Raw genomic sequence first — 20,183 nt, 5'->3', positions numbered from 1 at the left:
GTACCGACGCCGGAGGCGTTCCGCTCACCGCGGTCCGCCGAAGGCCGTCGCCGTGCGGCTACGCGAGCCGGGCCACGCCGCCGAACTCGATCCACTCCTGGGTGGGCTGCACGGGCGCCAGTTCGTTGTCCGGGCGCCAGGTGGAGACCTCCACCAGACCCGGCTCCAGGATCTCCATCCCGTCGAGGAAGCGCGCGACATCGCTCTGCTGCCGCACCTCGCCCCACTGGCCGCCGGTGGCCTGGTCCATGAAGTCGGTGACGAAGCGCCGGGTCTCCGCGTCCTCGCTGACGAGCTGACAGACCACCAGGAAGCTTCCCGGCGCCAGCTTCTCGGCCACCCGGCGGACCACACCGGCCGGGTCGTCCTTGTCGCGGATGCAGTGCAGCACCGAGACGAACAGCGCCGCGACCGGCTCGTCGCGGTTTATCAGCCGGTGCACCTCGGGGCTGTCCCAGATGCTCTCGGTGTCGCGGAAGTCCGCCTGGATCACCGCGGTGTTCTCGTTCTGCTCCAGCAGCGCCCGCCCGTGGGCCAGCACTATGGGGTCGTTGTCGACGTACACCACACGGGAGTCGGGGTCGACGCGCTGGGCGACCTCGTGCACGTTGTCCTGGGTCGGCAGACCGGAGCCGTGGTCGACGAACTGCCGGATGCCGTACTCCTCGGCGAGCCTGCGCACCACCCGGCGCAGGAACTGACGGTTGTTCAGGGCGAGGACCTTGGTGCTCGGGACCTGTTGCAGTAACTGCTCCGTGGCCTCGCGATCGGCGGGGTAGTTGTCCTTGCCGTCCAGGAGGAAGTCGTACATGCGGGCCACGCTGGGCACCGTCACGTCGATCTTGTCGGAAAGGGGCGTGTCCGGCTGGTCCATCGGGTCCTCACGGTGTTCGTCGATCGCAGATCCGGCGGTTGTGACGCCGCTCATCCTAGGGAGCCGTGATCGCCCGGTCGAGACCGCGCGGGCGACCAGAACGCCGCACGCACCGGGTAAACCTCGTGCCGGGTAAAGGAGTTGGGGCAGGGCTCAGCGTACGAACCTGGCCGCGGGCCCCAGCCGGACCGCGACCTCCCGCGGGGTCAGCACGGTGTGGTCCTCGGGGCACTCCACCACGGCCCGCACCTCGGCGCCGCACTCCGCGTGCCGGACCTCCAGCAGCGGCCCCTCCGGGTCGGCGGCGTACTTGTCGCCCCACTGCATCAGCGCGACCATCACCGGCCACAGATCCCAGCCCTTCTCGGTGAGCCGGTACTCCGAGCGGGTGCGGGAACCCGGCTCCCGGTACGCCCGGGTCTCCAGGACCCCGGCCGCCACCAGCTTGCGCAGCCGGTCGGCCAGCACCGCGGCGGACAGCCCGACGTGCCGCTGGAACGCGTCGAAGCGGCGCACGCCGTTCATCGCGTCCCGCAGGATCTGCATCGACCACCGGTCGCCGACCAGGTCGAGCGTCCGCCGCACCGAGCAGTTCTCGGTGTCCACATCAAGCCACTGCGTCTTCACGGTCTCCACGGCACCAGCCTAGCGAGCTGGCTTCACGGTTGACAGCCAGCTGTCGCACCCCCTAGCTTCGGCAGGAGAAGCCAGCAGCGGACGGCCGAGGGCCGTCATGATGATCGGGGAGCGGAAATGGGCAGGTCACGGACCTACTCGTGGGAAGATCCTGCGGTGCTCGCGGAGGCGGCGCAGTCGATGTCCGGGATCGACTTCCTGCGCGCCTTCCGCGACGGACGGCTGCCCGGGCCGCCGGTCGGCGCGGCGATGGAGACCGTGCTGGAAGAGGTCGAGCCGGGCCACGCGGTGTTCTCCCTGGTCCCGGGCGAGGAGCACTACAACCCGATCGGCAGCGTGCACGGCGGCGTACTGGCCACCCTGCTCGACTCCGCGGCGGGCTGTGCCGTGCAGTCCACCCTCGAACTGGGCACCGGGTACACCACCCTCGATCTGTCGATCAAGTACCTGCGGGCGGTGACCACGGAGACGGGCAAGATCCGCGCGATCGGCACCGTACGCCACCGCGGCCGCCGTACCGCCCTCGCCGAGGCCGAACTGTACGACGCCGACGACCGGTTGCTCGCCCACGCCACCAGCTCCTGCCTGATCATCCCGCCTCGCCCGTGAGCGGTGGCGGGCCGGCGTCCAGGAGAGCGGCCTCGTCGTCGGTGAACAGCCGGGAGCGCAGCAGGAAGCGGACGCCCTCCGGGGCCTCCAGTGAGAACCCGCTGCCCCGGCCGGGCACCACGTCGACGGTCAGCCGGGTGTGCCGCCAGTAAGCGAACTGGCTCGCGCTCATCCAGAACGGGGTGTCCCCGGCGACCCGGCCGAGCAGCACGTCCGCCGCGCCCACCCGGAACTCCCCGCGCGGGTAGCACATCGGGGAGCTGCCGTCGCAGCAGCCGCCGGACTGATGGAACATCAGCGGCCCGTGCCTCAAAGCCAGTTGGTCGACCATCGCCTCGGCCGCCGCCGTCAGCTCCACCCGGGCGGGAAGCATGGACGTACCGGCCGCTTCTACGGGAGTGCTCATCAGACCTCCACTGGTGGAGAGGACCGTCCAGCCCTCACCGTACAGCCGCTGCCACGAGTTGGACCTCCGCTAGAGCGCCACTCCGTGCGCCTTCTGGGAGCGGCGGGAGAGCGAGTCGAGGACCACCGCGGCGAGCAGCACGCCGCCGGTGATCATCGACTGCACGGACGTCTGGATGCCCATGAGCAGCATCCCCGAGGCGATCGACTGGATGACGAGGACGCCGAGCAGCGCGGACCAGGGCCGGCCGCGGCCGCCGAAGAGGCTGACGCCGCCGATGACGGCCGCCGCGATGGCGTTGATCAGCAGGCTGGTGGAGCCGGAGGTCTGTCCCACCGAGGCCACCCGCGAGGCAAGGAACAGCCCGCCGAAGGCGGCCAGCGTCCCGGAGACCGCGAACGCCGAGACGCGGATCCACACCACGTTGATCCCGGCGAGCCGGGCCGCCTCGGCGCCGCCGCCGATCGAGAAGATCTTCCGCCCGTACCTGGTGCGCCGCAGGACGAAGTCCAGGCCGACGACGAAGGCCAGGAAGACCAGCAGGGCGAAGGGCATGCCCTCGAACTGGTTCAGCACATAGGCCGCCGCGAATCCGATCACCGCCACCCCACCGGTGTGCAGGGCGATCGCGCCGCGCGAGCGGAACGAGACCTGGGCCGCCCGGCGCCGTCGCTCGCCGTGGTACGAGACCAGGAAGTACGCGGCCGCGCCGACCGCCGCGAGCCCGTACGCGACGGCGTCACTGTGGAAGTAGTGGCTGGTCAGGGCCGGGACCAGACCCTTGTCGTGCAGGTTGATGGTGCCGTTGGAGCCCAGGACGTAGAGCGTCAGGCCGTTCCAGGCCAGCAGTCCGGCCAGGGTGACGACGAAGGCGGGGACACCGATCCTGGCGAAGAAGAACCCCTGCAGCGCACCGATCGCGGCCCCGACGAGCCCGGCCGCGATGATCGCCATCCACTCGGGCATTCCGCTGTTGACGTTCAGCACGGCGAACACCGCCGCCGCGAGGCCGCTGACCGCGCCCACCGACAGGTCGATCTCGCCGAGCATCATGACGAAGACGAGCCCGACCGCGATCAGCCCGGTGCCGGCGATGTCCACACTGAGGTTGGACAGGTTGCGCGGGGACAGGAAGTGGTGGTCCAGGAGCTGGAAGGTCGTCCAGATCACCACCAGCGCGAACAGGCCGGGGACCGAACCCAGTTCACCGTTGCGCAGCCTGAGGGCGAAGTCCCACGCATAGCCTCGCAGGCCCGGTGGGCGGTGCCCGACCCTCGGATCGCGGGCGCCGCCGGGTTCGGTGCGGCCGGTGACGGTCCCGGCGCCGTTGCGGTCGGTCCTGCCCGAGGCTGCGGTGCTGGTCACAGTGTCGCCTCCCACGGCCGGGTCGTCCGGTGGGTCACGGCGTTGTCCGTGGCCCCGGTGATGGACGAGATGATCTGCTCCTGCGACGTGGTCAGCACGTCGAAGAACCCGTTGTTGCGGCCGAGGCGCAACACCGCGACCTGGTCCGCGACGGCCTTGATGTCACCGAGGTTGTGGCTGACCAGCAGGACGCCGAGGCCGCGGTCGCGCAACAGCTCGATCAGATCGAGGAAGTGGGCGGTCTGCCCCACGCCCAGCCCGGCGGTGGGCTCGTCGAGGACGAGGAGCCTGGGCTCGCTCAGCATCGCCCGGGCGATCGCCACCGCCTGCCGCTGCCCCGCGGAGAGCGAGGCGACCGGCGCCCTCGTCCTGGGGATGCGGACGGACAGCATGTCCAGCAGGTCGAGTTCCTTCGCCCGGCGCTCCATCGCCACCTCGTCGAGCACGCCCGCCCGGCAGATCTCGTGCCCCAGGAAGAGATTGCCGACCACGTCGAGGCTCTCGCACAGGGCCAGTTCCTGGTAGACGCTCGCGATGGCCAGCGACTGGGCGTCATGGGGCCGGGTGATCCGCACGGGCCGGCCGTTCCACTCGATCACACCGTCGTCGGCCGGGCCGGCACCGGTGATCACCTTGACGAGGGTGGTCTTGCCCGCTCCGTTGTCGCCCACCAGGGCGACGACTTCCCCGGTGTGGATCTCCAGCTCCACGTCCGTGAGCGCGTTGAGGGCGCCGAACCGTTTGCAGATCCCGTGCAGCGCCAGCAGCGGTGTGGTGGTCACGGGGACAACCTCCTTCGCTGGGGCCGGGAGTGGTCAGGGCGTGAGTCCCGCCTTCTGGCAGGCCGCCCGGAGGGCCGGGGTGCAGATCTGATCGATCGTGTACACACCGTCCTTGACGAGGGTGTCCTTGATCGTGCCGACGGTCACGGGCGTCAGGGTGCCCAGGACGGCCGGAATCTCCTTGCTGGTGTCGTTGCTGACCCGGTCCTTCGCGATGCCGTCGATGGACGCGCCGCGGCCCAGGGCGACCGCCATCTCGGCGGCGGCGTCGGCCTCGGAGACAAAGGACTTGTAGACGGTGACGTACTGCTCGCCCGCGACGATGCGCCGCACGGCCCCGAGGTTGGCGTCCTGGCCCGTGATGGGCGGCAGCGGCCTGACGCCTTCGGCCTTGAGGGCGGTGAGGATGCCGAAGGCGAGGCCGTCGTTGGCCGAGTAGACACCGTCGATACGGCCCGGGCCCGTCGCGGCGATCGCGGCGGACATGTTGGCGAAGGCGTTCTGCGGTATCCATCCGGCGGTGTAGGACGACTTGACGATCTTCGCTCTGCCCTGGAAGACGGCGCGCGCGCCCTTCTGCAGCGCGGCGGTGTTCGGGTCGACGGGATCGCCGTTCACCATCACGATCCGCGGTTCGTGCGTCATGTGCCCCATCGCCTTGAGCAGCGCCTCGGCCTGGAGCCTCCCGATCTGCTCCGAGTCGTAGCTGGAGTAGGCCGAGATGGGCCCCTGCGCGAGGCGGTCGTACGAGACCACCGGGATCCCCGCGTCGTGCGCCCGGGTGATCGAGGGGCGCAGTGCCTTGTAGTCGACCGGGTCGAGAATCATGACCCGCACACCGTTGGCGATCATGGAATCCATCTGCTGCTGCTGGGTGGCCACATCCGCGGAGGCGTTGGCGTACTTGACCGTGCACGCGGGACACAGCTCTTTGACCTTCGCCTGGATCAGCGGCCGGTCGGAGCCGGCCCAGCGCGCGGTGTGGGTGTCGGGGAGCAGCAGGCCGATGGTGAAACCCCCCGCGCCCGAAGTGCTCGCGCTCGGCGCCGCGGCCGGTCGCGGTGTGCCGCAGGCCGCCAGGCCCGCGACAAGAGACGCCGCCGCGGCGCCGATGACGGCACGCCCGACAGCACGTCGTACCCTCTCGTCTCGGCGCCCCGTGTCGGTCGCCCGGAGGACAAAAGCGAACTTGCAGGACATCCCATCCGACGATACTCCGTCGCCCGTCGTCCGTCGTGAGGGGCGCCGCAGCCTGCCGCGTCGCCGCGCCTCACACCTCACGTGACGGGAGGAGGATCTCCCCCCACACCTGCTTGCCGCCGCTCAGCGGCACCGAGCCCCACGCCGCCGACAACGCCTCCACGAGCAGCAGCCCCCTGCCGCCGGTCGCCTCCCAGTCGATGCTGGTCGGCTTGACGGGCGTGCGCGGCGAGGAGTCGCTCACCGCCACCCGAAGCCGGTTGCCCGCGAGGGTGAGGTCGAGGCGTACCTCGCCCTGGGTGTGCGCCACGGCATTGGTGACCAGCTCGGAGACGACGAGCAGGATGGTGTCGGTCTCCTCGGTCACCTGCCAGGCACGCAGGGTGCGCGCGGTGAAACGGCGTGCGTGCATGACCGCGTCGGGCAGCCGCCAGACCGTCCAGGCACTCCGCAGCGGGCGCGCGGCCAGTCCGTCGTAGCGCACGAGCAGCAGCGCCACGTCGTCGTCGCGGGTCTCGGCGCCGCGGATCAGCTCGTCGGCCATCCGGTCCAGGTCCGACGGATCCGCCGCCGAGAGCTTCTCGCAGATCCGCTGGACACCGTCCTCCAGCCGTAGCTTGGAGGACTCGACCAGGCCGTCGGTGAGCAGGGCGAGCACCGACCCGGGGGGCAGCGGGACCGCGCTCAGGGGGAACTCCGCGTCCGGGAGCACCCCGAGCGGGGGCCCGCCCTCGGTCTCCACCTCCCGGGTCGTGCCGTCCGGCTCGCGCACGATCGGCAGCATGTGCCCGGCCCGTACGAACCAGGCGTCGCCGTCCTCCGTGTCCAGGGCGGCGTAGCAGCAGGTGGCGAAGACGTCGGTCTCCATACCGGCGAGCAGGCGGTTGGTGTGCGAGACGACCACGTCGGGCGGGTGGCCCTCGACGGCGTAGGCGCGGATCGCGGTGCGGATCTGGCCCATCACCGTGGCCGCCTCGGCGCTGTGCCCCTGTACGTCGCCGATGACGAACGCGACGAACCGGTCCGAGAGCGGGACGACGTCGTACCAGTCACCGCCCACTTCGAGGCCCGCGGTCGCCGGCAGATAGCGCGCGACGGTCCCGCAACCGGGCAGCGACGGGAGCTTGCGGGGCAGCAGACTGCGCTGGAGCATCGCGGCGAGTTCGTGCTCGGCGTCGACCGCCCGCACCCGTGCCAGCGCCTGCCCCACCAGACCGGCGGTGGCGGTCAGCAGCGAGCGCTCCTCCGGGCCGAACGGGTGCGGCTCGTCCCAGCCCAGCAGGCACAGGCCGACCACCCTGCCGTCGGCCGGCAGCGGCAGTACGGCGAGACCGCCGCGGCCGAGATCGGCGAGGCCGGGTTCCAGGCCGGTACTGGTCGTCCACAGGCCCGGGGCGCCCTCACGCAGCGTGGCCGCCAGTGTGGGCAGCGCACCGGTCGGTGTGTCGGGCAGCTCCGACCGCCAGTCGATGCGCCAGCCCTCCGGCCACGCCGCGGGTTCCGGCGGGGCCAGCGTGGTGGCCACCAGCCGGCCGCCGTGCAATTCCGACAGGGCCATCCGGTCGGCCCCCAGTGGTTCGCGCAGCGCGGTCACCAGGCCCCGGCCCACGTCCCGTACGGTCATCGCGTTCGCGAGCAGGGCGGACAGCCGCTGCACCCGGGAGACCTCGTCCGTACTCGACCGCAGGTGCGAGGCGTCGACGAGCACACCCGCCAGCCGGTCCGGCCGGCCCGAGGGGTCCAGCAGCGCACGACAGCGCAGCCGCAGCCATCGCAACTCGCCCGTGGGCCCGCGGATCCGGAACTCCAGTTCCCGGTTGTCCGGCGTCGCGTGCCCCGCCTCGAACACCGACATGAGCGCGGGCAGATCCTCCGGGACCGTGTGCGCCAGCAGCGTCTCCACCCGCCCGTCGAAGTCATCCGGGGCGACGCCGATCAGTTCGAGCAGCGGTGCGTCCGCCTCGATCCGCCCCGTGCTCAGGAACAGCGTGAAGGACCCGGTGCGGCCGCCCGCCTCACCGTCGGGTCCGGGTCCGGGTTCGAGTCCGCTGCTCGCCGGGCCACCTGCTTCGAGCCGCGCGGCGATCCGGCCCGCGCACAGCTCCAGGCGGCCGCGCTGCTCGGCGCCGAAGCCGTCGCCCGTGCGGTTCACCACGACCAGGCAGCCCAGGTGCCTGCCGTCGGCCCGGAGCGGCAGCGCCCCCAGCGAGACGCCGGCCACGCGCATCCCCGTGCCGCTGCCCGGAGCCGCCGCCTCCGCCGGAGTCAGCCACAGCGCGCGGCTGACGCGGAACGCCTCGGCGATGAACGAACCCCCGGACAGGGCGTATCGGGGCGACAGCCCGTACGCGGCGCCGGAACCCTCCCCGACCGTCTCGGTCAGCCGCAGTTCGTGCGCCTCGTCGTCCACCACATAGACGGCGACCATCGCCACCCCGACGGACGGCAGGAATCGCTCCGTCATAGTCAGCCGCGACCTCTCAGCGGTGGGGCGACGTCGTCGTTCCCCGGCCCCCGCGTCGTACGAGGCCGGGACGGCCATTCCGGCCCTCCTATCACCATAGGCGCTGAGGCGCGGACCAGGGCGCCCGGCGGGGCGTACGGCCGGCCGCGCGGCCCCGCGGGGTGCGGGGCCCGCGGGGCCGCCGACCGGGCACGGCTGTCAGTCCTCGAAGCCGGTGAGCGTGGTCTTGCCGATGGCGGTGCCCGACTCCTGCAGACGGTGGGCCTCGCGGAGGTTGGCGGCGTTCACCGGGCCGAGGTCGCGGGTGGCTGTGGTGGTGAGGGTGCCCTGGTCGACCAGACGGGCGATCTGGGTGAGGATGTGATGCTGCTGGGCCTGGTCGGGCGTCTGGAACATCGACCGGGTGTACATGAACTCCCAGTGGAAGGAAATGCTCTTCGCCTTGAGCACCCCGATCGGCAGCGCGTCGAAATCGTCGATGGCGACGATCCGGCCGAAAGGCCGGAGGGAGTCGGCGTAGGCAGCGAGGTTGCGGTCGGTGCCCGCGGTGCTGAACACGAAGTCGAGACCGCCGGGCGCCACTTCGGACAGTTGCGGTGCGAGCGGCTGGTGGTGGTTGACGATGTGCGCGGCACCCATCCGCCGGGCGAAGTCGGCGCTCTCCTGCCGGGAGGCGGTGCCGATGACGGTGAGGCTGGTCAGCGCGCGGGCGAGCTGGGCCACCATGGAACCGACACCTCCTGAGGCGGCGGTGACGAGCAGCGCACCGGTCTGTTCCAGGGCGCCGGTGCGCAGGCCGAGGCGTTCGAAGAGGCCCTCCCAGGCGGTGAGCGCGGTCAGCGGCAGCGCGGCGGCCTCGGCGAAGGAGAGCGTCGCGGGCTTGCGCGCCACGATGCGCTCGTCCACGGCGTGGTGGCGGGAGTTGGCGCCGGGCCGGTCCAACGCGCCCGCGTAGTAGACCTCGTCGCCGACCGAGAACAGCTCCACGTCGGTCCCCACGGCCACGACCGTACCGGCCGCGTCCCAGCCGAGGATCTTGGTCTCGCCGCCCGGGTCGACGTTCTGACGAATCTTGTAGTCGACCGGGTTGAGTGCGATGGCCTCGACCCGGACCAGCAGGTCGCGGGGGCCGGGGGCCGGCACGGGCACCTCGGTGTCGACCAGGCTCTCGGGGTCGGAGACGGGCAGGCTCTTGCGGTAGCCGACGGCGCGCATGGTCGTGGGGAGGTTGTTCATGGCCTTCTCTTCGCGTAGATGACGGTGACGGTGACCGGGGTGTGCCGAGCGCGGGGACTACGGCAGGTGTTCGGGGTGGCGGGCGAGGTATCGCTCGGCCGCCATCAGGGGGGTGAGGCCGCCGTGGTTGATGAGTGCGTCGAGTTCTTCGACGCCGTCGTTGCCGAGGCGCAGGCCGTCGAGACGGGTGAGCGCATCCGGGTGGATGCGTTCCAGCGCCGCACGGCGGACGACACTGCCCGCCGCGTCGACCGGGCCCAGCAGGCCCTTGGGTTCGGCCAGCGGCCGCAGCCCGTACAGGCGGTTGAGGTACTGCGGTCGCCAGAGCGGGACGACGAACCAGTCGCGGCGGGCGAGGCCGCGTTCGACGCCCGCGATGAATCCGGACTCGGTGCCGGGCACGAATCGGTAGCCGACCCGGTCGAGGCCGTATGCGGACACCATCCGCGCCGAGAAGCGGCTGATGCCCGCTCCCGCGTTGATGCCGTCGATGGTGCGTGTCATGCGTGCCGCCACCGTCGGCCGGGCGAGGTCGGCGACCTCGCCGACCTCCCCGGCGGGGACATAGGGTGGCACGGCCCAGATGCAGTAGGGGTCGTAGTGGGGAGAGAGGACGTGTACCTGTTCGCGGTAGGCGGCCAGGTAGGTGCCGTGGCTGGTGGGCAGCCAGGCGGAGACCAGCACATCGACCTCTCCGGCGGCCTGACGACGGAACAGCTCCTCGTGCGGGGCTTCCACGGCGGTTACGCGGTGGCCGTACGCCTCGAGGACGTGTTGGGTCACGGCGGCCACGGCCCGGTGGAAGGAGAGGGCGATGGCGCCCAGGACGAGCGGGCTGTTCATGAGGTTTCCCCTTCCCCTCGGTGACGGGTGCACTACAGGACATCGCCACATATCGGACAGAATGTCATCCCGGGCACGTCAGAGACGGTATGCGACGGGTAGTGGTTACCCGCAAGGGTTACTGCTTCCCTTTGGGTACCATTGGTGAATGAACCCCATTCCGAGTCACTCGGGCTCCTGTGAGGACCCCAAGAGTGTCTACCTCGCCGCTTGTCCCTGCCGTGACATGCTCGACCTGCTCGCGAACAAGTGGAGCGCGCTGGCCCTGGGAGCCCTGGAGGACGGCCCGCGGCGCTTCGGAGCGCTGCGCGCCCAGCTGCAGGGGGTCAGTCCCAAGGTGCTCACCCAGACGCTGCGCCGACTCGAGGATCACGGCCTGGTCAGCCGTGAGATCTATGCCGAGGTCCCGCCGCGCGTCGAGTACAGCCTCACACCGCTGGGCAGGGACTCATGTGTACCTCTCGCCCACCTGCGCACCTGGGTCGAGCAGAACATCGACCGCTTTCCCGGCGCTGCCTGAGCGCTGCGGCTGTGCGGCCGCGAGGTCCAGCGTCTGGGCCCGGTGTCCGCCGAGCGCGCGGTCACGCAGCCACACCGCCAGGAACACCACGGCGCACAGCATCGGCAGGACACTCACCGTGGCGAAGGTGCCTGCCACCCCCTGACTGTCGATGAGGTGCCCCATCCACGGCAGGGTGACCGCGGTGGCGAGCATCCCGCCGGATCCCATCAGCGCCAGCACGAAGGACCCGCCACTGGGGCAGCGCTCGGCCACCACTCCCAGCATGGTCGGCCACATCCTCCCGATGCCGAGAGCGAAGACCGCCGCCGCTCCGTACGCGGCCAGTGGAGCGCGGGCGTGGGAGAGCATCTGGAGCCCCGCGGCCGCCAGGACGCTGGAGACGGCGAGCACGGCCACCGGGCTGACCTTGTCGGTCAGGCGGGAGCCGAGGGTGCGCGAGGCGAACATGATGCCGTTGATGAAGACGAGCACCAGGATCCCGGAGGCGCCGGCGGTGCGCCCGAGAGTGTCGGGGATCCACTGATTGGGCCCCAGTTCGGTCGACGCGGTGAGGAACATGCAGCCGAGGAAGACCAGAAAGACGGGACGTGCCGCCGTCCGGAACATGTCCCGGTCGGACACCGCGGCGGTCACCCGCTCCATGCGCGGGAAACGCATCCGGAACAGGACGGCTCCGTAACCGGCCACGGCCACGATGATCGCCGCCAGCTTGGCCTGCCAGCCGAGCCCGGCCCGGGTGAAGCCGTAACCGACCAGCCCACCGGTGATCAGGCCCCCGGCGAACCAGGCGTGGAAGGCGTTCAGGCGCTGGCTCTTGCGCCGCGGGTAGAGAGTGGCGACCAAAGGATTGGCGGCGGCTTCCACGAACCCGTTACCCAGGCCCACTACCAGGGTGCCGACGAACAGCAGCGCGAACCCCGGCGAGGCGATGGTCAGCAGGAGTCCCAGCACCTGTGCGACGAACGCCGCCTGGAGGATACGTCCCGCACCGAGCACATCGACCAGCAGACCACCGCCCAGGATGGCGGCGACATAGCCGTAGAAGGCGGCCCCCGCGATGAGGCCGAGTTGGAAATGGTCGAGCGAGAACTGCTGCCCGAGCGCGCTCATGATGTCGCCGCGGACGGAGAAGGTCATCCCGGTTGCGGCCAGAGCCGCACAACTGCCGGCGAAGAGGCGTCGCACGTCGGACGGGGACAGGTCCGACATGGATACGGAAGCGGACGGGAACGGGGTGGATCTGGGCATGCTGCGGCTCCGGGGGGAACGGGGAGGGTTGCGGGCAGCGGCGGACGGATCGCGCGCGAGGGTGTGTGGCTCGGTCAGAGTCCGGCGGATGCCTTCGCCAGGTGGTGGCGGAGGGTCTGGGCCGACTGGGCGGTGTAAGCGTCGTAAAGGTCCTCGGGGAGGACGCCCGAGGCGTGGTCACGCAGCCACTGCGCCATTGCGTGCCCCAGGACGGCCTCGTCGGCGTCGAGTATCCGGCGCTCGGAGAGCGGCGTACGGTCGACGGCGGGCATGAACTCCACGGAGAGATGGCCGTTGTATCCGGCCCTCCCCAGTTCCTCGATCAGTGCCGCCCAGTCGACGGCCCCCGCACCTGGGGCCAGCCGGTTGTTCTCGGCCACGTGGAAGTTGACGAGGCGAGGGGCGCAGGTGCGGATCGCGGTCTTCCAGTCGGCCTCCTCGATGCTCATGTGGAAGATGTCGAGGCAGATTCCGCAGTCGGCGCCGACCTCCTCGGCGAGGAGCAGGGCCTGGTCGGCGCGGTTGATCAGATAGGTCTCGTACCGTGTGAGCGGTTCGATGGCGAGCCTGATCCCGCAGTCCGAGGCCCGGCGCTGCGCGAGCCGCAGGGCCTCCACGTACCAGGCCCACTCGGTCTCGGCGTCGGCCATCGGGACCACCTTGCCGACGGTGCACGGAACCGTGACGAACCTGCCGCCGAGTTCCTCCGTCAACCGGATGGTGTCCAGGAGGTACGTCAGCCCGGCCTCGCGGATGTAGGCGTCCTCGTGGACGAGATCCCGCCCGCCCATGAACAGGGCAAGAGTGCCCGAGCAGGCGATGCCGTGGTCGCCGAGCAGCCGGCGCACGGCGGGGACATCCGTGTTCCGCGGGTCCGACGAGATCTCGATGGCGTCGTATCCATGCCTGGCGAGCCGGGAGACGGTCTGCTCCAGGGGTTCCGGCCGCATCCAGTTGTGCATCGAAAGCAGCATGCTCATGGCGATGTTCCTTGTCTCATGAGGTCGTCCCGAGTGGTGTCGGTGTGGGGTGCAGGAGCTCGACCGTGATGAACCGCAAGGCGGTGTCCCCGATGTTGTGCAGGTCGTGGATGGTCTGCGTGTCCTGGTGCCGGAAGAACCGGGTGTCCCCGGGCGCGTAGTCCACGCGGGCCCACTGCCCTGCGTCGCCGTTCAACGTGAGCTGGCGTGCGGTTCCGGCCTCGACGCAGGTCCAGAAGTAGTCGAGCGCATGGCAGTGCAGGGGGGCACGTTCACCGGGGGCGAGCCGCACCTCCCAGACGCGTACCGACTCGTTCTCGAACAGCAGGCTGGTCCCCACCGACCGGTTGTCCCGGGCCGCCGCCCGTTCCTCCTGGGTGGGGATGACCTGTTCGTGGTTGCTCGTGACGGAAGAGTGCGCTCCTCCTAGACCCTGAGTCCAAGACTTGTTCACTGAGGGTTCACATAGGAGATGGCTATGCCTATGCTCTACGGCGTGAGCCTGCGCCAGCTCGAGTACTTCCTCGCCATCGCGGACGAGGGTTCCCTCAGCCACGCCGCGGCCAAGCTGCACATCGCACAACCCTCTCTGTCCCAGCAGCTCAGAGCGTTGGAGCGGCGAGCCGGCGGCCCGCTGTTCGAGCGGCTGTCCCGGGGCATGCGGCTGACCCCGGCGGGGCGGGCCTTCCTGCCGCACGCCCGCGCCGCGGTGCGGGCCGCCGAGCGCGCCTATGCCGTGTCGCGGGCGGTGGCCGCGGGAGAGGCCGGAGAGGTCGAGATCGCGACCGTCTCCTCGATCGCGTCCGGCATCCTGCCCCCGGTGCTGCGCAGGTGGCACGGGGAGTTGGCGGACAGTGCCGTCCGGCTCCACGAGTTCCACCATCGGAGCCTGCTCGAACAGCAGGTGCGTGAGGGTCTCGGTGACCTTGCCGTGGGACCCCGCCCGCTCGCGTGGGACGGTCCGGTGCTCTCCCTCGGGCACGAGGAATTCGTCGTGGTGCTGCCACCGGGCGCCGGATCGGCTCACCACGCCGACGGAGTCTCCCTGCTGGATCTCGCCGATCGTCCCTGGGTCATGTTCGGTCAGGAACACGGTCTCGACGATCTGGTCCGCGCCGCCTGTGCGAAGGAGGGATTCCAGCCGGTCCCGGCCGTGCGCACCTGGCAGGTCGATGCGGCGGCCCGGCTGGCGGCGGCGGGAGTCGGCCCCGCCCTTCTGCCGGACAACGCGCTCCCGGCGGGGCTGGACGCGGACGTCCGGCCCGCGCGGCCCCGTCTCTTCCGGGAGCTCACGTGCTATCTGCGCGGCGAACCCCAGGGTCTGGCAAGGGAGTTCGCCGCACTGCTGCGCCGCACGCCCCTGGGGCTGGTCGAGAGCCGGCCGGAGGGCGCCGAGGCCCTGGGTGTCGAGCCGGGGCAGGTGCGGTCCCCCGGCCGGGGGAGTGGCTGAGCGACCCCGCCGGCCGGCCCCGGGGGGACGGCGGTCACAGAACGCCCTTGCGGCCGACCCCGGTCGGGAAGGCGTCCAGGACGGCGATGTCGAGTGGCGCCGCGAGCGCGTCCGCCGTCGCGGCGATGATGGTGCTGATCACCGGCCCGTCGCGGTGCGCGTCCAGGCTTGCCTGGTCGGCCCACTTCTCCACCACCGTGACGCGATGCGGCCCGGCGTGTACGACGTACAGCAGGCAACCGTGTTCGGCGTGCACGGCCGGACTGTGGTGCTCGAAAGCCTCCAGGACCTCGTCCCGTCGGCCGGGCTTGGTCATGAGTGTGGCGATGACGACGGGCATGGGACCTCCAGGGTTGGCTTCACGCTTGCGGCCGGTCGGACGCGCGGAAGCGGTCGGGTGCGCGTGACCGTAATCCCTCAGGGGTGGTTACCCTCAAGGGCGGGAACTTTCCGTCGGGGAAGTATCCAGTTCAGAGCGGTGTGCGGTGGCGCTGGAATTCGGCCCGCTCCCGCTCCCGCGCACCAATTGAGCGTGCACCGTCTTGCCGAAGGGCCGAGAGGTGGTGCCCCATGACTCTGCCAACTGGTCGATCAGTGCCAGCCCGTACCCGCCGTCCGAGCCCCTGCTCCCCTCCGGGACGATCGTCGGCGGGATGCTGCTCAGGTCGTCCACCTCGACGCGGAAGCCGCATTCACCCCAGCCGAGTCGCATCTCCACCGCGCCACCCCCGTGGCGCCAGGCGTTGGTGACCAGCTCGGAAACCGCCAGGATCCCGCCCTCGATCAGCGGACACGGCATGGGATCGGTGCCCTCGGAACAGGCGACGTACTTCAGGAAAGCGGAAGCGGCATCGCGTGCCCGCGCGGTCGGTCTGAACTCGTCCACGAGTCGCATACGGAGCGTGTGACCGCACTCTCTCTCGGTTACGTCGCGATCGTGCAGGCGATGCATGGCTGCCTCCTCGTCATGAGGTGTCCCGCTCGGACCGCTGGTGGTGCGGTCGACGAAGGTGCGGTCACCGTCGTGGATGCTTTGGCGTCCTTGGTGAAAGAATGACGCTATGTGCCGCTATGGCCTATATGTGGGCCCCCAGACTTTGCGGTCGAGGCGTGTGAGCAACCACAGACGGAGATGTCATGCGAGGTGAGAGTGCCGACGGCGATCGGTGGACACGCTGGGCGCATGCCGTTGCGGAGATCGGCAGGGTGGGCAGTGGCGACGACGCGGATCATGTCCTCGATCTCATAGCCGAGCGCACCACCCAGCTGTCCGGCTACGACTGCTGCGTCGTTCTGCAGCTCGACCCCGAGTCCCGGAGCCTGCACTGCGTGGCTGCTTCCGGGGTCGATCGGCGGGAGATCGGTGTCCTTGAGCCTGTCGGACGGCGTTCCCCGGCGGACGTCGACGGCGGCCTGCCGGCCGGGACCACGCTGCGTGCCTTCAGGGAAGGGCGCACCGTCGAGATCCCGGAAGCCGGGCTTGCGGCGGACCCGGACGCCGTACCGGAGCAAGTCCCCACCGTGGGGGCCGAATCCCCCGCGTCGATCGCCGTGCCGCTGATGGCCGACGGCAGTCCGACCGGGGTGCTGTGCTGCTACGGGCGCGGTCCTGTCAGCGTGGACGGCTCTCGGGCGAGCGTGCTCGAAGCCATTGCCGGTCAGGCGTCCTCGGCCATCGTGACCGCACGACTGCGGTCCACGGTTCGGTCAACACTGGTGCAGCTGGAGGAGAAGGAACAGGATCTGACGCGCCGCCAGGCAATGTTGGAGAAGTCCGAGCGGCTTCACCATCAACTGATGCGGACGGTGCTGGCCGGGCATGGACTGGACGACATCGTAGCCGGTATGGCCAACGCGCTTCAGGCCCCGCTCGCGCTGGTGGACACCGAGGGCTACGTGCTGGCGCGGGCCGACCACTCGGGTATGAGCGCTCAGCCGCTGCCTGATGCGCGGCGCGCGCCGGTGAGCGCCGTCGTGGCCAACCAGCACTTCCGCCGACGGGTCACAGGTGTCCGTGCCGACGGCGATGAAGCGGGCCCGGACGGGGAGTTCTGGCTGTGCCCGGTGCTGGTCGAGGGCGAACCGACGGCGTGGCTGTGGGTCAGGGCGCCACTGGCGGCCCTGGGGCCGATCGAGGCCCAGGCCGTCGAACGGGGCGCGATGGCCATGGCCATGGCACTGCTGAAGCGGCGCACCGCCCTCGAGGTCGAACTGCGGCTGGCGCGCGATGTCCTGACCGCACTGGTGACGGACGAGGGGGAGCATCAGCCGGACGACCTGCTGGAGCTTTCGCGGAACCTGGGCCACGATCTGAGCAGGCCGAACCAGTTGATCGTTGCCGCGCTCACCGGACTGGGACCGGTCCCCTGCGGGTCGGATGTGGCGGGGCAGCGGATCATCTCGGCGGCGCTGCGCACGGTGGACGGGATCGCGCCCAAGCCGCTCGTCGGCCTCGCGCAGGGACTCGGCGTGATCGTGCTGCCCGTCGAGTCGTCGTCCCCCCGCAGCCCCAGTGCGGTCGCCGAGGCATGGCGCTCGGCTTTGGAACACCAGTCACCCGCCGCCGTAGCGCATGTGGTCGTGACCGAGCCGTGCGACCGGCCACCCGAATTTTCTCCGGCCTTCACGTTGGCGCGAAGCACCCTGCGTCTGGCCGCCCTCGCCTCCTCCAGGGGAGGCGTTGTCGACCTCGGCGAATTCGGCCTGTACTCCGTGCTGTTGCGCTGCTCCGACCCAGCTCCGCTGCTCCAGTTCGCGTCGCGGAGACTGGCCGCGGTGCGTGAGTACGACGAGCGACGTGGCACCGACCTGATGAGAACACTGCGGGCGTATCTCAAGCACGGTGGACGCACGAGTGAGGTGGGGGCCGATCTCATGGTGCACGGCAACACCGTGCTCAACCGGGTGACCCGTCTCGAGGAACTCTTGGGGGCCGATCTCGCCTCTCCCCAGACCGGGTTGGAGATGCAACTGGCCCTGATGGTGTCCGACGTCTCCGCAGCGATGTCGCCCGAACGCCCGTCCACCACCTCCTGACGGCTGATCGTCCCCGCCCACCGCCAACGGCTCACCGCCCCGAAGTGAGGCGGGCGTTGAACACGAGGCCGTTCCTGCCCGTATAGAACGGCAATCTCATGTTCCCTCGGCACCGGAGGAATTCCATGCGACATACCGCGAGGCGGGACCGGGCACTCACCGGACGGCTGACGGGCATCTCCGCCGCACTGGTCCTGGGCGGAGTGGCCCTGGTGGGGGTCCGCGCGTCCGCCGAGGCCGACGCGAGTGGAACGGGTCGGATCCACGCCGAGAGCGAGCAGGGTGAGCAGCTGACGTCGGTGATCAGCTGCCCGGACGTACGCGCTGAGATCCCGGACGTCCCGACGGGACAGCGGGCGGCGGTCGACGACTCACTGGCCGTGATGGACTCTCAGCTGGCCACCGCCAACCAGACGCTCGTGAACAGTACGGCGAACGGCCGACAAGACCCCGGAGCGATCCAGCAGGAGTTGCTCGGCCCGTTGAGGGACCAACGGCTGACCACGATCCGGCACATCGTGACGCTCCTCGACACGAGCGGACAGCGGCAGACGATGGAAGCCCTCGCACCCTGCACCCTGGGGGAGCGAGCCTCCGTCGGAAGCGGAGCCGGGCGCGACGGAGTCGGCAACGGGAACGGGAACGGCAGTGACAACGCGAACGGGAACGGTCAGAACAACGGCAACACCAACGGCAACGAGAACGGCAACACCCGCACCGGAGACCGAGCTCCCGGCGGTGACAGCGGCAACGGGAACGGGAACGGCAGCGGCAACGGGAATGGGAACGGTCAGAACAACGGCAACGACAACGGCAACGGCAACGGCAACGTCGGGTCCGACAGGACCGCGAGCGGCTGGTAGGCGCGGGACAGGGCGCCCGACCGGACGTATGGCCAGGTCAGGCGCCCTTTGGTGCCGCTCTAGAAGAAGCCCAGCTTCTTCGGCGAGTACGAGACGAGGAGGTTCTTCGTCTGCTGGTAGTGCTCCAGCATCATCTTGTGGTTCTCGCGGCCGATACCGGAGTTCTTGTAACCGCCGAACGCCGCGTGCGCCGGGTAGGCGTGGTAGCAGTTGGTCCACACCCGGCCCGCCTTGATCTCCCGGCCGAGGCGGTACGCGGCGCTGCCGTCACGCGTCCACACGCCCGCGCCGAGGCCGTACAGCGTGTCGTTGGCGAGCTTGAGTGCCTCGTCGGTGGAGTCGAACGTGGTGACCGAGACCACGGGGCCGAAGATCTCCTCCTGGAAGATCCGCATGTCGTTGGTGCCGCGGAAGATCGTCGGCTCGATGTAGTAGCCGCCCTCCAGGCCGGGCACGGTACGGGCGCTGCCGCCGGTCAGCACCTCGGCGCCCTCCTGCTTGCCGATGTCGAAGTAGGAGAGGATCTTCTCGAACTGGTCGTTGCTCGCCTGCGCGCCCAGCATCGTCGCCGGGTCCAGCGGGTTGCCGCCGGTGATCGCCCGGGTGCGCTCCAGACAGCGGGCCATGAACTCGTCGTAGATCGAGGAGTGGATCAGCGCCCGCGACGGGCAGGTGCAGACCTCGCCCTGGTTGAGGGCGAACATCACGAAACCCTCGACCGCCTTGTCCAGGAAGTCGTCGTCCGCGGCCATCACGTCGGGCAGGAAGATGTTGGGGCTCTTGCCGCCCAGCTCCAGCGTCACCGGGATGATGTTCTCGCTGGCGTACTGCATGATCAGCCGCCCCGTGGTGGTCTCACCGGTGAACGCCACCTTGGCCACCCGCGGGCTGGACGCGAGCGGCTTCCCGGCCTCCACCCCGAAGCCGTTGACCACGTTCACCACACCCGGCGGCAGCAGGTCGGCGATCAGCTCGATCACCAGCAGCAGGCTGACCGGGGTCTGCTCGGCGGGCTTGATCACCACGCAGTTCCCCGCGGCCAGCGCGGGCGCCAGCTTCCACGTGGCCATCAGGATCGGGAAGTTCCACGGGATGATCTGCCCGACCACACCCAGCGGCTCGTGGTAGTGGTATGCGACGGTCTCGGCGTCGATCTCCGAGATGCTGCCCTCCTGGGCGCGCAGCGCACCGGCGAAGTAGCGGAAGTGGTCCACCGCCAGCGGCAGATCGGCGGCCAGTGTCTCGCGTACCGGCTTGCCGTTCTCCCACGTCTCGGCGACCGCGAGCCGCTCCAGGTCGCCCTCGATGCGGTCCGCGATCTTGTTGAGGATGTTCGCCCGCTCGGTGGCGGACGTACGGCCCCAGGCACCGGCCGCGGAGTGCGCTGCGTCCAGGGCGAGTTCGATGTCGGGGGCGGTCGACCGGGCGACCTGGCAGAAGGTCTCACCGGTCACCGGCGTCGGGTTGTCGAAGTAGCCGCCTTCGACCGGCGCGACCCAGTCGCCGCCGATGAAGTTGTCGTACCGCGCGGCGAATTCGACGATGCTGCCCTCGCTGCCCGGCTGCGCGTAGACCATGGTGGCGCTCCTCTGGGTGGGGTTGCGGGTACGACGGCGGCCCGCGCCGTCGCCACTGCGCCCCACTCTGCGCGCCCGAGGTTGGCGAAAG

20 protein-coding genes are annotated in these 20,183 nt (G+C 70.3%); 5 read left to right on the top strand and 15 right to left on the bottom strand.

From position 1 onward, the window contains the following. Nucleotides 1-58: 58 nt before the first annotated feature. Nucleotides 59-874: an SAM-dependent methyltransferase gene (locus AB0M29_RS23575; RefSeq protein WP_365385666.1), complete on the bottom strand. Its 816-nt coding sequence runs from the start codon at nt 872-874 to the stop codon at nt 59-61. Between the two features lie 153 nt (nt 875-1,027). Further along, nucleotides 1,028-1,510 (bottom strand): helix-turn-helix domain-containing protein, encoded by a 483-nt coding sequence (locus tag AB0M29_RS23570; RefSeq protein ID WP_365385609.1) that lies wholly within the window; start codon nt 1,508-1,510, stop codon nt 1,028-1,030. A gap of 117 nt (nt 1,511-1,627) precedes the next feature. Between AB0M29_RS23570 and AB0M29_RS23565 the strand changes: the two genes are divergently transcribed. Beyond that, nucleotides 1,628-2,119: a PaaI family thioesterase gene (locus AB0M29_RS23565; RefSeq protein ID WP_365385607.1), complete on the top strand. Its 492-nt coding sequence runs from the start codon at nt 1,628-1,630 to the stop codon at nt 2,117-2,119. On the opposite strand, the gene AB0M29_RS23560 is transcribed toward AB0M29_RS23565, so the two are convergent. From AB0M29_RS23560 to AB0M29_RS23530, 7 genes are all read right to left on the bottom strand, one after another. Further along, nucleotides 2,100-2,525, bottom strand: coding sequence for a DUF779 domain-containing protein (locus tag AB0M29_RS23560; protein ID WP_365385605.1), 426 nt, complete (start codon nt 2,523-2,525; stop codon nt 2,100-2,102). The two genes, AB0M29_RS23565 and AB0M29_RS23560, sit on opposite strands and share 20 nt — an antisense overlap. A 69-nt stretch (nt 2,526-2,594) precedes the next feature. Next, a complete protein-coding gene (locus AB0M29_RS23555) occupies nt 2,595-3,776 on the bottom strand; it encodes a sugar ABC transporter permease (protein ID WP_365385664.1) in 1,182 nt (393 codons plus the stop codon). Between the two features lie 110 nt (nt 3,777-3,886). Then, nucleotides 3,887-4,672, bottom strand: a complete 786-nt coding sequence (locus AB0M29_RS23550) for an ATP-binding cassette domain-containing protein (protein ID WP_365385603.1) — start codon at nt 4,670-4,672, stop codon at nt 3,887-3,889. 33 nt (nt 4,673-4,705) lie between these two features. Then, nucleotides 4,706-5,872, bottom strand: a complete 1,167-nt coding sequence (locus AB0M29_RS23545) for a substrate-binding domain-containing protein (protein WP_365385601.1) — start codon at nt 5,870-5,872, stop codon at nt 4,706-4,708. Between the two features lie 70 nt (nt 5,873-5,942). After that, nucleotides 5,943-8,336 (bottom strand): SpoIIE family protein phosphatase, encoded by a 2,394-nt coding sequence (locus tag AB0M29_RS23540; protein ID WP_365385599.1) that lies wholly within the window; start codon nt 8,334-8,336, stop codon nt 5,943-5,945. A 198-nt stretch (nt 8,337-8,534) separates the two neighbouring features. Beyond that, nucleotides 8,535-9,572, bottom strand: coding sequence for a zinc-binding alcohol dehydrogenase family protein (locus AB0M29_RS23535; protein WP_365385598.1), 1,038 nt, complete (start codon nt 9,570-9,572; stop codon nt 8,535-8,537). Between the two features lie 57 nt (nt 9,573-9,629). Next, entirely contained in the window at nt 9,630-10,415 is a 786-nt protein-coding gene (locus tag AB0M29_RS23530) for a glycine betaine ABC transporter substrate-binding protein (RefSeq protein WP_365385596.1), read from the bottom strand. Nucleotides 10,416-10,563: 148 nt separating this feature from the next. Here AB0M29_RS23530 and AB0M29_RS23525 point away from each other — a divergent pair, with 148 nt between their 5' ends. Then, nucleotides 10,564-10,935, top strand: coding sequence for a helix-turn-helix domain-containing protein (locus AB0M29_RS23525; protein WP_365385594.1), 372 nt, complete (start codon nt 10,564-10,566; stop codon nt 10,933-10,935). Here AB0M29_RS23525 and AB0M29_RS23520 read toward each other — a convergent pair. From AB0M29_RS23520 to AB0M29_RS23510, 3 genes are all read right to left on the bottom strand, one after another. After that, nucleotides 10,864-12,186: an MFS transporter gene (locus tag AB0M29_RS23520; RefSeq protein ID WP_365385592.1), complete on the bottom strand. Its 1,323-nt coding sequence runs from the start codon at nt 12,184-12,186 to the stop codon at nt 10,864-10,866. The two genes, AB0M29_RS23525 and AB0M29_RS23520, sit on opposite strands and share 72 nt — an antisense overlap. 74 nt (nt 12,187-12,260) lie before the next feature. Further along, nucleotides 12,261-13,166, bottom strand: a complete 906-nt coding sequence (locus tag AB0M29_RS23515) for a sugar phosphate isomerase/epimerase family protein (protein ID WP_365385590.1) — start codon at nt 13,164-13,166, stop codon at nt 12,261-12,263. Nucleotides 13,167-13,182: 16 nt separating this feature from the next. Beyond that, complete coding sequence (locus AB0M29_RS23510; RefSeq protein ID WP_365385587.1) at nt 13,183-13,506, bottom strand: cupin domain-containing protein; 324 nt, start codon at nt 13,504-13,506, stop codon at nt 13,183-13,185. A gap of 138 nt (nt 13,507-13,644) precedes the next feature. Between AB0M29_RS23510 and AB0M29_RS23505 the strand changes: the two genes are divergently transcribed. Next, nucleotides 13,645-14,616 carry a LysR family transcriptional regulator gene (locus AB0M29_RS23505; RefSeq protein WP_365385584.1) on the top strand — a complete coding sequence of 324 codons (972 nt, stop codon included), beginning with the start codon at nt 13,645-13,647 and terminating at the stop codon, nt 14,614-14,616. Between the two features lie 34 nt (nt 14,617-14,650). Here the strand turns inward: AB0M29_RS23505 and AB0M29_RS23500 are convergent, their stop codons facing one another. Both AB0M29_RS23500 and AB0M29_RS23495 read right to left on the bottom strand, forming a co-directional pair. Next, the gene (locus AB0M29_RS23500) at nt 14,651-14,956 is read right to left on the bottom strand and encodes a putative quinol monooxygenase (protein ID WP_365385583.1); all 306 of its coding nucleotides are present in this window, start codon (nt 14,954-14,956) and stop codon (nt 14,651-14,653) included. A gap of 93 nt (nt 14,957-15,049) precedes the next feature. Beyond that, nucleotides 15,050-15,568, bottom strand: coding sequence for an ATP-binding protein (locus AB0M29_RS23495; protein WP_365385582.1), 519 nt, complete (start codon nt 15,566-15,568; stop codon nt 15,050-15,052). A 185-nt stretch (nt 15,569-15,753) separates the two neighbouring features. On the opposite strand from AB0M29_RS23495, the gene AB0M29_RS23490 reads away from it, so the two are divergent. Next, complete coding sequence (locus AB0M29_RS23490; RefSeq protein ID WP_365385580.1) at nt 15,754-17,652, top strand: helix-turn-helix domain-containing protein; 1,899 nt, start codon at nt 15,754-15,756, stop codon at nt 17,650-17,652. Between the two features lie 125 nt (nt 17,653-17,777). Continuing rightward, nucleotides 17,778-18,515 (top strand): hypothetical protein, encoded by a 738-nt coding sequence (locus tag AB0M29_RS23485; RefSeq protein WP_365385578.1) that lies wholly within the window; start codon nt 17,778-17,780, stop codon nt 18,513-18,515. A 59-nt stretch (nt 18,516-18,574) separates the two neighbouring features. Here AB0M29_RS23485 and adh read toward each other — a convergent pair whose 3' ends face one another. Beyond that, nucleotides 18,575-20,092, bottom strand: a complete 1,518-nt coding sequence (gene adh / locus AB0M29_RS23480) for an aldehyde dehydrogenase (protein ID WP_365385576.1) — start codon at nt 20,090-20,092, stop codon at nt 18,575-18,577. Between the last annotated feature and the right edge of the window lie 91 nt (nt 20,093-20,183).

The organism is Streptomyces sp. NPDC051976 (genome assembly GCF_040680795.1).
Classification (GTDB): domain Bacteria; phylum Actinomycetota; class Actinomycetes; order Streptomycetales; family Streptomycetaceae; genus Actinacidiphila.
This window is presented reverse-complemented; position numbering and strand designations above follow the sequence as displayed.

Excerpts from the sequence above, each read along its gene's own strand:
- AB0M29_RS23575 (WP_365385666.1), bottom strand. The coding sequence starts at position 874 with ATGGACCAGCCGGACACGCCCCTTTCCGACAAGATCGACGTGACGGTG.
- AB0M29_RS23565 (WP_365385607.1), top strand. The coding sequence starts at position 1,628 with ATGGGCAGGTCACGGACCTACTCGTGGGAAGATCCTGCGGTGCTCGCG.
- AB0M29_RS23560 (WP_365385605.1), bottom strand. The coding sequence starts at position 2,525 with ATGAGCACTCCCGTAGAAGCGGCCGGTACGTCCATGCTTCCCGCCCGG.
- AB0M29_RS23545 (WP_365385601.1), bottom strand. The coding sequence starts at position 5,872 with ATGTCCTGCAAGTTCGCTTTTGTCCTCCGGGCGACCGACACGGGGCGC.
- AB0M29_RS23540 (WP_365385599.1), bottom strand. The coding sequence starts at position 8,336 with ATGACGGAGCGATTCCTGCCGTCCGTCGGGGTGGCGATGGTCGCCGTC.
- AB0M29_RS23535 (WP_365385598.1), bottom strand. The coding sequence starts at position 9,572 with ATGAACAACCTCCCCACGACCATGCGCGCCGTCGGCTACCGCAAGAGC.
- AB0M29_RS23530 (WP_365385596.1), bottom strand. The coding sequence starts at position 10,415 with ATGAACAGCCCGCTCGTCCTGGGCGCCATCGCCCTCTCCTTCCACCGG.
- AB0M29_RS23525 (WP_365385594.1), top strand. The coding sequence starts at position 10,564 with ATGAACCCCATTCCGAGTCACTCGGGCTCCTGTGAGGACCCCAAGAGT.
- AB0M29_RS23520 (WP_365385592.1), bottom strand. The coding sequence starts at position 12,186 with ATGCCCAGATCCACCCCGTTCCCGTCCGCTTCCGTATCCATGTCGGAC.
- AB0M29_RS23515 (WP_365385590.1), bottom strand. The coding sequence starts at position 13,166 with ATGAGCATGCTGCTTTCGATGCACAACTGGATGCGGCCGGAACCCCTG.
- AB0M29_RS23505 (WP_365385584.1), top strand. The coding sequence starts at position 13,645 with ATGCCTATGCTCTACGGCGTGAGCCTGCGCCAGCTCGAGTACTTCCTC.
- AB0M29_RS23500 (WP_365385583.1), bottom strand. The coding sequence starts at position 14,956 with ATGCCCGTCGTCATCGCCACACTCATGACCAAGCCCGGCCGACGGGAC.
- AB0M29_RS23495 (WP_365385582.1), bottom strand. The coding sequence starts at position 15,568 with ATGCATCGCCTGCACGATCGCGACGTAACCGAGAGAGAGTGCGGTCAC.
- AB0M29_RS23490 (WP_365385580.1), top strand. The coding sequence starts at position 15,754 with ATGCGAGGTGAGAGTGCCGACGGCGATCGGTGGACACGCTGGGCGCAT.
- AB0M29_RS23485 (WP_365385578.1), top strand. The coding sequence starts at position 17,778 with ATGCGACATACCGCGAGGCGGGACCGGGCACTCACCGGACGGCTGACG.
- adh (WP_365385576.1), bottom strand. The coding sequence starts at position 20,092 with ATGGTCTACGCGCAGCCGGGCAGCGAGGGCAGCATCGTCGAATTCGCC.